Genomic DNA, 14,309 nt, shown 5'->3' with positions numbered 1-14,309 from the left:
TGGTTTTCAGCCTTGAAGGATTGGAATACGGCCCTGATAGACGGCGGCTCCCGAAATGCGCATGAAGTACTGCAGGTTCGGCAGGCCGTGAATCAGGCGGGTTGGAATCAGCGGAACCTTCTCCAGTTGAAGCGAACGTGAAACGGACCCAGTAAATTCACCGATATGCGCCTCGCTGCCTGTACTTGTACTGCCAGTGAGCGTCACGTTGCGAATCGCGGTCTCCCCGACCTTGTCGGAGAACCACTGCGCGGTATCGCTGTCCTCCAATCGTAGGACTATCTGGTTATTCAAGTTGCCCAAAACCTGCAGCATTTTGGCGGCGTTTCCAAGTCGGGCCTCCAGGTCCGCTCGTGCCTGGAATGCGACGAACGCCTTGAAGCCCGCACCGCGGCCCTTGTTCAGAATCTGGATCACCTGTTCGTTGATCGCTTCTGCAATCTCGTCGATGATCAGCACGACTTCGGGCGGCGAATCGTAGAAGTTGTAGATCGAGCCGCACACGGCAGCCACATCGGACAGGATCATCGACGCGATGGCTTTCTGCACGATGTTGTTCGACAGCGAGTCGAGCCCCATGTACAAAACGGCCTTCTGCTTGATGACCTTGTCGATATCCCAGATCTCGCGCTCGTCGTCGAAATCGTCGGCCTTGGGCGCGAGCATCAGGCCCGTCTCGCCCGTTGCGAGCATCTGCAGCAGTGGCAGCGCCGACGCGATGATGCGCATGTAGTGCTCGCGATCATGCACGTGCGTGGCAATCAGCCCGTCGATGGCTTCGTTGCCACGTTCCTGTGACGCGAACTGCGCGTTGTAAAACCCGATCATTCCGTCGACGAGCAAAGCGGCATTGTTGCGCTGACCCTGCCGCGTGGTTTCGGTGGCGACCTGTTGCTCCCAGTCGAGCAGCCGCTGTTCAACGAAGAAGCGCTTTAGCGCCTTTTCTAGCAGCGAAGTGATGCCCGACTGCGCATACTTAAGGATCGAGCGCAGGGTCGGCTTGTCGCCGATGTAGAGCTCGCCCTTCACCGCTCGGTCGATGAACAGGAACGCGAAGTCGCGGAACGGCCCCTCCTCCATCAGCTGTGCAATCCGGCTCGGGATTTCCGACGGCTGCGACCAGTTCTCGATCGGGTTCAGGCGGATCGACTCAAACGGCTTGGCCTGGTTGAAGTACAGGAATTTCCGGCCCGAACGCCTGCATTCCTTCTCGACGCGCAGTTTCCACTCGGCATCGTTTTTCGGGTCAACGATGATGAGCACGTCGCCGAGGTGGATGACCTGGGTGGAGATCACCTCATAGGTGCGCGTCTTGCCGGCGCCGGTCGTGCCGCCCACCAGGGTGTGACCACCCATCGCCTTATAGTGAAACGGCACCAACGCTTTTTTCGGCTCCATGCCGTGAATCCACGACGAACCCTGCGGCATGCGATCGCGTTTGCTGTCTTTCGGCGCGAAGATGCCCTCGATGGCCTCTTCGATCCTGCGGCCCGTCTTCGTGCGGTTGAGCCAGCGCGGCAGCCCGGGAATATCCGTGGTCGGCATGCGCAGAATGTCATGCGCGATCTGGCAATGCTTCTGTGTCCACTCGTAGCCGATGCCGAGGTACATCGAATTCGCTTCGGCGCGCATGCGCTTCTGGATCTGCAGCAGCTTCGGCACCTCGAGCGTCGTCAGCCACTTGGTCGAGATGGCCATGCGGAACTTCAGGGCTCGCCAGATCTGGAGGAAGCGCACACCGAAGAACGCCAGCGCCACCAGTGCGAACGCCCAGCCATAGGGCATGCCCGACACAGGCAACAGCACGATCGCCGCCAGCCAGAAAGCCGCCGCGCGCACTTCGTGGATTGGCCTGAAATGGTTGATGTAGCTGTTCACTGAGGGCTCGCGAGTATGAGTTGTCCCGCGCGGGGCGCGAGGGTGACTTCGGTCGCCGCGTCGGCGACCATCAGGCTGCGCTTGCGCATGTGTTCAACGAGCGTGCTGGCGGCGATGCCGTAGCTGCCGATCAGACGCTTGGGCACGACGAGCCCTTTTTCGGTCCACTGCACGGTCGCCTTGCCACTGGCAACGTCTTCGCTGAGTGCCTGAAAGAACTCACGTACGGAGTTAGGCAGACCCTTGAGTACCTCGTCGAACGCTGGCGCATTTGCCGGCTTCGCCTGACTGGCCGTGGTTGCCGGTGAGCGCATGGCAGCGGGATCGACCGCGGCGGACACTGGCGCCGGTGAAGGCCCGGTTGCCGTGTCGGCACGTCCCGGCGAAGGCAGGATTTCGCCCGTCGATGGCTCAACGACCATGCCGGGCGGCATTGCAACTGCCGCTGCCGCCGTCTGCGTCGTTCGTGCTGGCTGGGGCGCCGAGACGGGGGTGGCCGACGCGGGGGCAGGATCGGTCGATGCCGTCGCGGCCGGCGCGACTGTGACAGGTGTCCCCCGCGTTGCAACGGGCTCGAGCTCGGCCGCGACGTGTACGGCTGACGGCACGGCGAACTGCACAGGTGCGAACACGCCACGCTGCGCCTTTCGATCAAACTCGTCGGCGGTGCTGACGCCCTGGCGGACCACCTTGTGCAGTAGCGACTCTGCCTCGATCGGCCGCATGTTCGGGTTGATTGCGCCAAACAGTTCGGCGAGCACTTCGGCGTCGAGACCGGCAAGCAGTTCCGAGCCCACCAGCATCTGTGCCAGCATGCCAGTACGCATCCGTTCGACCGGCAGCGGGCTTTCGCGCCACGTCAGGCGATAGGACGATCCGGCCAGCCACGGACCGAATTGACCGTGAACCGGCGGATTCCACAGTACACGGTCGCTGTCCCGCTCGATGGCGAAGTGCCGGTACGGTTCATCAAGCCGCGAACACACGGCGGCCAGAAACACCGCGTAGTTGTACTGCGGCTCGATGCGACGGCGCTTTTCCGAAGGCAGGTTGGTGCCGAACTTCTGGCCGCCAGCCAGCCGCATTGCGTAGAACGCCGTCTCAATCGTGGCGCGAAAGGCGCCACCCCGTTCACGGTACAGATCCGGGCTCAACGGCAACGACGAGAACCACGACGCGCAGGCGCGCAGCATCACGAGCCACTTCCGGTTCAGCTCGCTCTGGCTGGCTTCATTCGCACACTGGGCAATCAGGTCCACCCGTCGCTGGTATTCGCTGACGAGCGCTGCGTGTTCAATGGGGGTATGCAGGGTCATCCGATCGGCACCTTCGTCGCTGCCTTCGCGACCTTGCCAATCATCGCGCCGCTTGCGCCCGTCCCACCCCCGAACATCCCGGCAATTTTCGGAATCTCAAACGACACCAGGAACACAAAGAATGCAAGGTCAAATACGTAGCCTGCCGAGAACGCGGTGGTCAATCCCGCCTTGGCCGCGGCCTGAACTGCGTTGACCAGACTTCCCGTCACGAGCTTCATCATGATCGCGGCCACGACCATATACATGCCCGAACTGATCATGAAGTCGAGCCACGACTTGAAATAGCCGCGCGTGAACGATGAAAAACCGAGCGCAAACGCGATCTGACCCATGACCGCGCCGCACGCGAACTGCAGCTGCCCCACGTTGACGAAAAACAGGAACACTACCGACGTGATTGACAGAAGAATGTACGCGGCAAGGAGTGGGAAGACGCCAATCAGCACCGATATGTATTCGTACCATTTCGCGCCGGAGAATGCCTGTACAACGGAGTCGAAGATCTGACCGGCGGCGTTGCCGATAACGCTGAGCGAACTGCCCATGTTCGTGCCACCGGCAATCTCTGACGACAGCGTCTGGAACCACTTGTAGAACGATGGCACCCAGGTCGCGTACCCGATATAGAACGATGCAAAAATGCCGAGCATCCCGAGTTCCTCGAACAGCGCGACCCACGCCATGACGGGGTCTTTCGTCGCAGCAAAGCGGATCGCGGCCAGCACAATCGTGATGACTGCGAGACCACTGGCGAACTTGTCCGATTCCTGGCTGATGCTCCTGCTCGCGTCAGCGGCGGTGCTGATCACCGCCGCAAACATCGCGGTGATCTTGTCCATTGCGGACGCGTTTCCTTTAGCCAACTCGCCAGGCTTTACAAGCAACGAAGCGGCTGATGAGGTACTCGAGCCCGACGCACTGGGTGTGCTGGAAGCGGGAACCACGGTGCCGTCCGGCAAAGTCGTGACATCGTCGGCAAGCGCAAACCCAGGGCACGCGAACACACACAGCGGCACAAGCACCGTGAGGAAAAGCCGGTTCAGATAACGAAGCATGCTGTTCTGCCCTGCCGCTTCACAAGCCATAGGACGCGCGTTCGGCGGTCTGCTTGTCCTGGAAGCTCTGCGCGGCCGCGGCACGCTCCTTGTCGTCCTGGTTGGCAACCGACTGTCTCTGTGCATCCTGCTGCTGCTTGCCGGCCGTCATCTGGAGCAGATCACTCATCTGGCTCGACACAATGTCCAGATAATGCGTAGTCATCTCAGCGGTTGCCTGTGCTGTCGGCGTGAGCGACATCTGCGACTGCAGCTCCTCGCGGCGCCTGGCCAGCGTCTGGGCATGCACCATGACGTCATTGCCTGTCTGGAACAGGCGCGTGGCCTCGCTGTCACGCTGGTTGTAGAGCGTTGCCATGTCGGCGAACCACTGTGAACTCGACTTGCCCGAGCGCGAAATCAGGGTCTGGACGTGGTTGATCCACTGGCTGCCCTGGTTGAGGTCGCCGTACATATCGCTCAGGGTGCTCGCAAGCTGGCTGTACTTGCTGATGTCGCCCGTGATCTGGTCGTACTGTGCCTTCATGGCAGCCGGGTCGAGGTTCGTCGCCTGCAGCAGCTGGTTTGCCATCATCTGGTACTGGTAGACGATGTTGCTGTCCTGATAGATCTCGGTCTTGACGGCTTTCGCCGCGGTGATGATGTTCTGCGCGAGGTTAGACGCGTCAATGACGGGCAGCACGGCTTGCGCAGCGTGCGACATACCGAGCATCAGTCCTGCGGCGAGCGTCAGGCGGCCAAGGATCTGTTTCATCGTTGATTTCCTTTTTTCAGGTCGGGTTAGTCGAGTGTCATCATTTCGCGCAGGTATGCGTCGCGCCAGTCCGGTGCGCCGGACGTGTAGTGCCTGTCGAGCACGGCTTGCGCGCGGCCGTCCGAGCGCAGCATCGCCAGCGTTTCCTTCGGGAAGCTGGCCTGCAGCATGCGCGTCTGGTCCGGTGTCACCCACAGGTAGTCCCGGTTGGGCACAGCGTTGGCCAGCATGTCGATCTGGTGTTCCGTCAGCCCGAACAGATCGCGATACAGATGCAGGTTGTTCTTTGCATCCTTGTTGGGCAGATAGAAGATGTTGGGGATGTTCTCTTTGAGAATCTCAAAGTTCGGAATCCGGGCTACCTGGGACAGCGACTGCGTCGCGAGCAGCAACGTGGCATTGAGCTTGCGGATCGTCACCGCCCAGATTTCCAGTCGCTGGTAGAAGCGCGGATACTGGAAGAAGAAGCCCGCCTCCTCGACCTCGATGACCGTGTAGCGCTTGCCATCGAGCCACTGAGCGATCCGGTAGAACGCGTAGTCCATGAAAAGCGCCGCAGCCACCGGATAGTTCTGGAACAGATCCCCCATTTCGATCGAGATGTCGTCGGAAAGCGAGAATGCGTCGTCGACGTGATCGAAGAAACGGCCGTTCTTTTCGCCCTGGGTCCAGACCGCAAGCCGTTCGCGCAGCTCCACCGGCAGAAGGGTGTTGAGGTTGGATAGTGTCCACAGCTCGCGCGGGTAGCCCTTCCCGAGGACGGTAACCTTCTCGAAGATCGTGCGCTGCTGTTGCGGCGAGCATCTGAAGTCATCGTCCTCGATCGCCATCTGTACCCACTCGGCGACGTACGGGAAGTGCTTTTCATCGTGCAGCAGCGAGAGCGGATTGACCGAGGTCGACGCCTCAAAGCGCCCCGTTGCATCGACGAATTTTCCACCCGCCAGAATGGTCGGGATGCGGGTCGAACGGTCCTTGTCGAATCGGATTCGCCGCGCCTTGTGGCGCGCGGTCTGGGAGACGAGGAAATTCAGAAAGATCGACTTGCCCGCTCCAATCGGACCAATCACGAGCGCGTGCGACTTACCGCCCGGATGGTGCAGACTCACGCGCTGCAACGTCTTGTGACGCGTCGGCAACATCGTGAGTGGCCCCGTCTTCTCGCCGGACTGCTGCGTGAGCCACGCATTGACCGTGTCGCCTTCCGAGACGCTGCGCACCGGGGCAATGTCGGACACAGCCGGCGTTTCGACAAACTGCAGGCGTCTTTGCTGGTCCCAGCGACCCGGCAGCGTCGTCTGCCATGCGGCAAACAGATTGTCGCGCTCGAGGATCACGCCAAAGCCAGCGTTGCCGATGCGGCCGATCACTTCGCGCGTTGCGTCGTCGCATTCGTCGACCGTATCGCCATAGACGATCACCGAGACGTTCGCAAACCCATACTGCTGACCTTCCGCGACCAGTTTGGCCAGCGCCTTTTCCGCTTCATCAGCGAGACGCTCGCGTCCTTCGTCGTTTTTCTGCTCCTCCTGCGAGAAATACGCCTTGATGATCGACCACGGGTTGAACGCGGCGACCTTGTAAAACTTGCGGATCTTCCCGATGTACGCGCTCGCCTTCGTTGTGTCCAGGAAGCGGAACATGACGCACACGTCCAGTTCGGCGTCGACTTCCGCGAGTACGTCCAGTGCCGCCTCCTGAAAACCCATCCACTCCTTGACGGCGATGACCTTCGCGTACCGTTTGCCGTGCGCGGATTCGAACATCAGCGTGTCGGCGCCGATCGTGACTTCGCTCTCGGTCAGGTGCGTATCCAGCATCGTGACGGGATAGCGCACGCGCCGGGGCGGCACGGACGGATTGGCCGCCTGATGCAGAAACGCGAGCGCGCTCTGCAACTGCAAACGCTTCATCCTCAGGCGCGTGACGCCGCCATTGAACGCATCGATCACGCCTTCGAACCGCTTGATGTCCGACGTGAGCCGCTCGATATCGAACGCGAAGGCACTACGCGCGAGTACCGAGTCCTTGACGGTCTCGAAGATGGCAAGCGGCATCGATTTGCCGCCCACTGTCATGTGGTACGCGACCTTCTCGAAGATCTTGTTGACGCCGGTTTCGGGCGTGAAGGCAAGCGCAAGTGAGTGCGTGTTGCGGAAATATCGCCCGCTAGCGACATGGGCGCGGTTGATCTTGTCGACGCGCGCGTCCATGGACGAGTCGAACGTCCCGCCGATATCCCCTTTGATGCGGCGGTGCGAGAGCTTCCACCATGCGGTGATCCGGTGGTCGAAGTTCTTGCAGGCGTGATCCAGGTTGTCGCGCGCGGCCGAAATATCGGAGGCGTTCGGGCTGTCGGCGTCCACGCCATCAAACGTATAGACGGTCAGCAGCGAACCGTCCTTGTCCAGGATCAGTTCGGGCGTGACCATCGTCGCCCAGGGGGCGATTTCCTGGATTGAGCGGCGCTTCAGGCGCTTCTTCAGCATGGCAGGTCCTGATCGAATCCATAGGGACGTTTGAACCGGGCCGAAAACTTCGCGGTCGGCAGTGGCTCATAGACGTCCGCGTAGCGGTTGTAGACGAGCATGACCTGTTTCCACCACGGATCTTTCGAGCTTTTCCAGCGCAACAGCCAGTGAACAGCGATGCCCACGACGAGGAAAGTCGGCGTCATGCTGCTATAGCAGAGCAGCATGGTCATCGTGCCGTTGGCGATCGCGAGTCCGCGATCTGCCCCGCCCATCTGGCGAGGCAGCGAAAGCGAACGGCTGACGCGGGTGGGCTTACGCACAGGTGTAGGTGATGTGGAGATGGTTCTTCACAATCGGAATCGCACACGCTGCGAGGCCGAGGCCGACGAAGACCGTCGAGATGATCTTGCCGATCGTGCTTTCGGAGTTGCCGATCGCGACGGCGCCGACGATGATCAGCACAATGCCGATGCCGTACAGCCAAGGACCGCTGATATAGGCCGAGATCAGACAGATGACGTCCGTCGCGGAACCGAGATCGGTCAGGTCGGTGGCCGAGGCGAACGGTGCCAATGCTGCAAGCGATGCGCCCACTACCGTCGAACGCAGTTCCCGGCGCGTCAGGAAGCGGGTCCAGATGAAACGGCTCAACGCTCGCGTGCGCTCGCGCGCGGTAGCGAGAAACTCGGGCAGATACTTCTTCATTAAAGGCACTCCGATAGGTTAGAAAACGCGGTTGAGAACGTAGTCGCCGTCCCTGAAGCCCCTGATTTCGAGGATTTCCGAAACGTGACGCAGCTCGCCTGTGCGGCGAAGGTGGATGACGTAGTGGAAGCAGTCGGCCACCGCCTTTCGCATATCCGCCAGTTCCCACCGGCTGCCCGGCGGCACGCCGAGCATGGCGAGACTTTCGAGGCGGCTCAGACCGCCACGCGCGTCGTTGGCGTGGATCGAGCCCATGCCGCCGTCGTGGCCGGTGCTCAATGCCTGGATGAAGTCATAGGCCTCGCCGCCTCGGACTTCGCCGACGATGATCCGGTCGGGCCTGAAGCGCAGACACAGGGCGACAAGCAGCTGGGTCGTCACGCCCTTGTCGGGGTTCGACAGAAGCCGGACGCGGTTTGGCGCGCTCAGCTTCAGTTCCATCGTGTCCTCGACCGTGATGACGCGTTCGTCCTCAGGAATCTGGGCGTTGAGCGCGTTGAGCAATGTGGTTTTGCCCGAGGACGTGCCCCCAGCGACGAGCACGTTGCGCCGGGCTCGCACCATCGCGGTCAGGGCCTCGCGCAGTGCATCGTCCTGGATGCCCGGCGGGAAGAGATCGAGTTCCTTTTCCTGGCGAGCGTTCACGAGGGAGAACGCGCCCATGTTCACGTAGTCGTGAAGCGAGAGGTGCTTGTCGCGGTGCTTGCGGATCGACATCGCGTTGCCGTCGATTGCGGTCGGCCGCATCACCGATGCGATACGGAGATTCTTGTGACCCGCGTTGATAATCCCCTGTGCGGTGCCAGCGACCGCGGACTTGTCGACCGATGCCGCGAGCGCGCTGATCGCGCCGTCAAGCACCGCTTCGTTGAGCGTGAGGTCCAGCCGGTGCATCTGGCCGCGGCGCTCGATCCAGATGTTGCCGAAATCGTTGATCATGATTTCGGCAACGTCGGGCGCGTCAAAGCACTCGCGCAACGGACGCAGTGACTCGAAAAACATGCGAACCGCGCTCTCTTCGAGCGGGCGCAGTTTGAGCAGGGGATTATCGGCGGCTTCTGACATGTTGCTATTGTTCAGGCTGGCCAGGCCCTGAAGCAGACCGAAAGAACGGTCAAATCAGCGAGCTTTCGGGGCAAGCGTCGCGCTGGATGTAATCGACCATAGGCATGCGTGACGCCACTCGACTCCGGCACCCGGCTCCCGTGTGCGTCAGCCGGCTAACGGGTTTAACCCAGAAAGCTCGACTAAACCGTATAGCTTTCGGTCTGATCGCAACCGGAAAACTGTGATATATGTCTGCGGCGCGATTGCCCATCCACCCCACCCTGCTTCAATGGCAAGAACCCTCCCGTTTTCCAGAAACCCGCAGGCCGCCCGCGCCCGCCGCGCGAAAACGCTGCTGTTGCCGATGCCGCGCGCCCAGGCGGATGAACTTTCCCTGCAGGTGCACATAGCCCTCGACGCAATGCGACGAGGTCAAGGCAACGTGAACGCTGCCCAGACCCTGTGCCAGGTGATGATCCTGACGGGGCTGCTGGCGGAAGCTGGATACGGCTCAGCAACGTTCGAACAGATGCAGTGCGCCGAACGGGCGATTACATCGGCATTCGACCGCGGCCGCGATAGCGGCGTGTGGATGCTCGATGATGATGGCTTTGCGCAGTTCGCGACGATCGTTGCTACCTACGACTATCAGCTTCAGCGGGCGCCAGTCGCTGCGATCGCCGACGCGAGCGAAAGACTCGCCCGCTTCCGCGCCGGCGAATCATTCGATCATCAGATCGCCCGCAAGCGGGCGTGAACGCCAGTCCGCACCCAACGTGCACGTTTTCGAATACGGGTTTATACTCACTCCCGTCTCCTCCATGTCTCCTCCGATATGGATTCAGCCCGCCTCCGTGCGGGCTTTTTTCTTGCCTGCTTCCACTGCACAACGATGAAAGGAAAAATCGCCGACGGCGAGGCGCGCGAGCGGCTCATCATCTGGCTTCGCCGGCGCATGGACGAGTTCGGCATCACGCCGGAGGCACTCGCGGCATCTATCCAGCACGATCTCGACAATGCGCCCCTCTATCGCGACGCGCGGGACAACGAATGGAATGGACTGGGCGACATGCCCGACTGGCTACGGGCTGCCAGAAACGCCGGTGTCAGCCCTGATTTTTTTCGCATCGAGCCGAAGCCAGCGCCGCAGTCGTAGTCCATGGCCGCCAGCGGGAAGACCGACCCGCGCCAGCTCGACCTTTTCGCCTGAAACGGAAACCAACGGGCGAAAAAAAAGCCCGGCACATCGGCGGGCTTTCGTTCAAAAGAATGGGCAGTCACATCGCCCCTCAGCAGATCACTTCCATCATCTCGCCAAACGGTGCTTTCTTCGCGCGCCTGAGCGGCTTGGTCGAGGCCCACAGCACGGGATACGACGGTTCATCAGTCGGGAACGTTCCATCCATGTCGGTGAGATAGACCAGAAACGCGGGGTGAATGCCTTCGTCGGCCAGCCGTTTGAACGGATCGACAAACGAAGTGCCTCCACCGCCGCGCACCGGTAGCAGCTCGACAGCGTCGCCGCGCTCGAAGATCTGCACCTGCTTTACGCGCGTATCGCAGTCCAGCACGATCAGCCGGCGTGGCCGTACAGTCTCATTGACAACGAGGATTTCAGCGTCGAACTGAGCCTGCGTCGCGTCAAACACCGAACCGCTCGCGTCGCGCACGAACACCGCATCGCCGACCGCCGGTTCATTGAGCGATGGCAGATACAGTCCCATGTGCAGATACCGGCGATTGGGCATCGCGAACCTGTAGTCAGTCGGCGACGATTCCTGCGCGAAGCGTTGCAGGATCGTGCGCCAGTCGACCACCGGTTCCACCGCCAGCTGGACCATGCCTTCCAGAGAACCGCCCAGGACGCCGCGCATCTTTGCCGCTTTCGCGGCCTGCAGCACGGCGACCTTCCAGTCGGCTTCTTTCTGCGCCTTGTCGTCACCCCTGTATTGACGGACCTCGCCACAGGAGGGAGCGGCATCTGCAGTCGCGCCAGGGTCGGGGCTCGCGGACGGTGTGGTCGCGCCGTTCGCGTTGGTGGACTGTGGCGGGCTGTTGCCCCCGGGTGCGCGGTCCGGCTGCTTCGGCGGTTGAGCCGATTGCTGCCCAGACTGCGCATCCGGTTTGCCACCGTCCTGCTTGCCCTTGCCCTGCTGCTTCTCCTGCTGTTTCTCCTTCTGCCGCTTCTCCTGCGCGAGGATGCCGTAAATCTCTTCGGCCGACTTGCCCTTGAACCGGGCGTCGACGAGCACGCCTTTCGGTAGCAGCATGCCTGCGTCATACACGATCGGGTTGATCGCGTAGTCACAGGCGTCGTTCCAGAGTTTCGGATCGCGATCGCCCTGACGCCAGCAGTGGCCGTTGGCCACGTGCAGGACTTCATGCGCAATCACGCCCCGAGTCTCCAGATCGTTCAGACCACCGAGGTACGCCGGGTTGTAGCCCAGCGATTCCCCGTCGGTCCAGAACGTCTTACACGATGGATCTTCGACAACCTTCAGCCGGAGCGCGAGCGCCCCGAAGAAAGGCTGATCGAGAACCAGCGCGGTGCGTTGCTTCGAGATACGCGGGTCCATGGCCACCTCAGGCGACGAGTCGCAGAAGCGGCGTCGGCTCCGGCTGGACAACCTGCTCCAGCGGCGCGAACGTCGTAACCTGATGCGCCATCGGCTCCGGTGCTCCGCCCATGAACGCTGCCATCAGCCCCTCGATTTCCGAGGCCTTGGCGGCGACCTGCGAACGCAGCACGCGCGATTCCTTCAGATCCGCGCCGGTGTGAACCGCGAGATGCGTCTTCGCCTGCTCGAGGATGTGGTTGAGCTTCGGATCGTTCGTGAAGTTCAGCTTCGGCAGCAGTTCGCACAGTTCGCGCACCTGGTTGGTGACGCCCAGACGAACATCGGTGGCACCGTACAGCTTGTCGGCCAGTTTCGAGACCGCTTCATACAGACGCCCGACCAGATCGTTATTTGCCGTCGAGATCGAGGCAAGCACGTGCTGGTCGATTTCCGAACGAAGATCCGTCAGCACGTCGGCGGGCAGATCGACGCCAAACTGGCTCGCGTCAGGGAACGGCAGCACCGCCAGCTTGACGCCGAACTTCTCCGACATGCGGGCAAGCGTGGGATAGTCCGCCTCGTTGAACAGCCCGTTCAGTTCTACCCGTGCCTGTTCCTTGAGATTCGGGTAGTCGGTCAGGAAGACGGAAACAGCGAGGTCGAATTCATCCTTCATCTTGCGCATCTGGTCGGCGAAGTCCATATAGATCGTTGTCGGCAGCAGCCGCACGCCCAGCTGTTCGTACTTCAGGGAGTGATCGTAGTGATAGCGGCGAATGCGATTGCCGATCGAAACCACTTCCTTGTAGCTCGGCGCATGCTCGGGCAACAGACGCTTGTTGAAGCGCCCGATGTCCTTCGCCTGATGGTTCTTCTCGACTTCTTCAGTCGCTTTCACGTCAAAGCAGCGCGCCTGCCAGGCAGAGACCGTGACGGCCGACAGCATGACGCGGGATTTCAGTTCAGTGATGTTCATGGAAAACTCCAGAATAGAAAGGGATTGGATTGCGCAGAAAGAAAAAAGCCACGGCGCGCGCAAAGGCGGGCCGTGGCAACAGGAAAGATGGAAGCGAAAAATGCGGCCGTGTTACTCGCCGCGGATGATCTGACCGAGCGGACCACCCTGCGCGCGAATGAACGCATGGGTGTTCTGCAGTTCCGGCTTGCGACGGACGGCGTCACGGGCGAGGAGCGCACCGAATTCACGGTGGCCCTCGTCGATCAGCCGCTGGTTGTAGGTCAGCACCCGCTCGAAGTTGCCTTCAGTCGAGTGCGCCGCAAGCGCCGAACTGACCGCATACAGCGCGGCCGGTGTTCCAGGGATCGGCGCCGTGTCCGGCGACAGGATGATGGCGTCAGGCGATGGCAGCTCGCGGTAGATGGCGAGAAAGCTCATCAGTTCGCTCGCTGCACCCTCGCCCACCGAACCCGCGTAGGAGACGAGTTCGAGCGACTTCGGTACGACCGGCATCGTCTTCGCAACAAAACCCCAGGTGCGGGGGCTCGGTGCGTTTTCGATATCGCGCGAGGTCTTCTTCACAGACAGCAGATCCGGCCGGAACCGCAGAAACGCGATCAGTTCAGCCGGAATCCCGTTGCGTACCGCCCAGGCTGTCCAGTCGGCAATCGATGGCTCGAGCTCCACCACCGTCGCAAAACGCGAGATGACGGGATCGAGAATGCCTGACACGCCTGCGTTGTCGTTGCGCCGGTTGGTGGCCGCAACGAACGTGACACAATCGGGCAACACGTGTTCGCCAATGCGGCGTGCCAGCAGCAGTTGCATCTTGGCCGCCTGCACGGTCGGTGACGCCTGTCCCAGATCGTCAAGGAACCAGAGCAGCGGTGTTGTCGCGTTCAACGCGCGCTCGAGATCCCCGAACGGCAGAAAACGGGCGACGCTCCCGTCAGGGAACGGCAGCCCCTTCGAGTCGGTCGGGTCTTCAACGACGGGATGGCTGATGAGCAGATCATGGCCGGTTTCGCGAGCCGCCTGATCGACGATGTCGCTCTTGCCAATGCCAGGTGCGCCGGTGACCAGCACCGGAAGACGGGCCGGAACGTAGGCGATGAGCAGTTCGCGAAGTTGCGAGGGAGATATTTTCATGGGGTACCTGAAAAGGAAATGCCCCACGAAACGACGCCCCCGGGGGACGTGGTCCCTGAGGGGCGAGCTGGATGTGCCGCAGATGCGGCGCTTCGATGCGTCCGACAGACGCGGGGAAACGGTTGTGCCTTACGCCTGCGCGCCAGCCAGAGCGGCCAGCTGAGCTTCGGCAAGCGTCTCGCGCGGTACAGCGGTCGCGCGGGTGAAAATCATCGTGCCGTACAGATTGGCGAGACAGCGTGCTTCAGCGCACAGCACCAGCACGTCCTCGTCGGAGATTGCCGGATTGCGGTTGCGCCACACGTCGATTGCGCCTTCGATCTGGGCGATCGAAACGTCCTGTGTTCCGGAAACAGCGCTCGGATGGTTCATGGGAAGTCCTCGAAGGAAGCGCCCCTGAACGACGCCCCAA

Annotated in this window: 14 protein-coding genes; 2 read left to right on the top strand and 12 right to left on the bottom strand. The window is 61.5% G+C overall.

Going from position 1 to position 14,309, the window contains the following annotated elements:
* Positions 1 to 6: 6 nt before the first annotated feature.
* The 8 genes from traD to OKW30_RS38910 form a co-directional block, all read right to left on the bottom strand.
* On the bottom strand, positions 7 to 1,878 hold the full coding sequence (traD, locus tag OKW30_RS38945) for a conjugative transfer system coupling protein TraD (protein ID WP_429349360.1): 1,872 nt from the start codon (positions 1,876 to 1,878) through the stop codon (positions 7 to 9).
* Positions 1,875 to 3,194, bottom strand: a complete 1,320-nt coding sequence (locus tag OKW30_RS38940; RefSeq protein WP_429349359.1) for a TraI domain-containing protein — start codon at positions 3,192 to 3,194, stop codon at positions 1,875 to 1,877. The genes traD and OKW30_RS38940 overlap by 4 nt, the downstream gene beginning before the upstream one ends.
* Positions 3,191 to 4,036 (bottom strand): type IV secretion system protein, encoded by an 846-nt coding sequence (locus OKW30_RS38935; RefSeq protein ID WP_429349358.1) that lies wholly within the window; start codon positions 4,034 to 4,036, stop codon positions 3,191 to 3,193. The genes OKW30_RS38940 and OKW30_RS38935 overlap by 4 nt, the downstream gene beginning before the upstream one ends.
* A 235-nt stretch (positions 4,037 to 4,271) precedes the next feature.
* Positions 4,272 to 5,006, bottom strand: a complete 735-nt coding sequence (locus OKW30_RS38930; RefSeq protein WP_429349357.1) for a type VI secretion protein — start codon at positions 5,004 to 5,006, stop codon at positions 4,272 to 4,274.
* Between the two features lie 26 nt (positions 5,007 to 5,032).
* Positions 5,033 to 7,495 (bottom strand): VirB4 family type IV secretion system protein, encoded by a 2,463-nt coding sequence (locus OKW30_RS38925; protein ID WP_429349356.1) that lies wholly within the window; start codon positions 7,493 to 7,495, stop codon positions 5,033 to 5,035.
* A complete protein-coding gene (locus tag OKW30_RS38920) occupies positions 7,489 to 7,752 on the bottom strand; it encodes a conjugal transfer protein (protein WP_429349355.1) in 264 nt (87 codons plus the stop codon). The genes OKW30_RS38925 and OKW30_RS38920 overlap by 7 nt, the downstream gene beginning before the upstream one ends.
* Positions 7,753 to 7,792: 40 nt before the next feature.
* Positions 7,793 to 8,185, bottom strand: coding sequence for a conjugal transfer protein TrbC (locus tag OKW30_RS38915; protein WP_429289884.1), 393 nt, complete (start codon positions 8,183 to 8,185; stop codon positions 7,793 to 7,795).
* 18 nt (positions 8,186 to 8,203) lie between these two features.
* Positions 8,204 to 9,250, bottom strand: a complete 1,047-nt coding sequence (locus OKW30_RS38910) for a CpaF family protein (protein ID WP_429349354.1) — start codon at positions 9,248 to 9,250, stop codon at positions 8,204 to 8,206.
* A 271-nt stretch (positions 9,251 to 9,521) separates the two neighbouring features.
* Between OKW30_RS38910 and OKW30_RS38905 the strand changes: the two genes are divergently transcribed.
* Both OKW30_RS38905 and OKW30_RS38900 read left to right on the top strand, forming a co-directional pair.
* On the top strand, positions 9,522 to 9,989 hold the full coding sequence (locus OKW30_RS38905; protein WP_429349618.1) for a hypothetical protein: 468 nt from the start codon (positions 9,522 to 9,524) through the stop codon (positions 9,987 to 9,989).
* Positions 9,990 to 10,124: 135 nt separating this feature from the next.
* Positions 10,125 to 10,388: a hypothetical protein gene (locus OKW30_RS38900; protein WP_429349617.1), complete on the top strand. Its 264-nt coding sequence runs from the start codon at positions 10,125 to 10,127 to the stop codon at positions 10,386 to 10,388.
* 133 nt (positions 10,389 to 10,521) lie between these two features.
* Here OKW30_RS38900 and OKW30_RS38895 read toward each other — a convergent pair whose 3' ends face one another.
* The 4 genes from OKW30_RS38895 to OKW30_RS38880 form a co-directional block, all read right to left on the bottom strand.
* Complete coding sequence (locus tag OKW30_RS38895) at positions 10,522 to 11,808, bottom strand: vWA domain-containing protein (protein WP_429349353.1); 1,287 nt, start codon at positions 11,806 to 11,808, stop codon at positions 10,522 to 10,524.
* Between the two features lie 7 nt (positions 11,809 to 11,815).
* On the bottom strand, positions 11,816 to 12,766 hold the full coding sequence (locus OKW30_RS38890) for a hypothetical protein (protein WP_429349352.1): 951 nt from the start codon (positions 12,764 to 12,766) through the stop codon (positions 11,816 to 11,818).
* A gap of 111 nt (positions 12,767 to 12,877) precedes the next feature.
* Complete coding sequence (locus tag OKW30_RS38885) at positions 12,878 to 13,897, bottom strand: ATP-binding protein (RefSeq protein ID WP_429349351.1); 1,020 nt, start codon at positions 13,895 to 13,897, stop codon at positions 12,878 to 12,880.
* 129 nt (positions 13,898 to 14,026) lie between these two features.
* Positions 14,027 to 14,269, bottom strand: coding sequence for a DUF3717 domain-containing protein (locus OKW30_RS38880; RefSeq protein ID WP_429349350.1), 243 nt, complete (start codon positions 14,267 to 14,269; stop codon positions 14,027 to 14,029).
* Between the last annotated feature and the right edge of the window lie 40 nt (positions 14,270 to 14,309).

Source organism: Paraburkholderia sp. Clong3 (assembly GCF_050436485.1).
Taxonomy (GTDB): domain Bacteria; phylum Pseudomonadota; class Gammaproteobacteria; order Burkholderiales; family Burkholderiaceae; genus Paraburkholderia; species Paraburkholderia tuberum.
The sequence above is the reverse complement of the archived record's forward strand: the minus strand, read 5'-3'. Positions and strand labels throughout refer to the sequence as shown.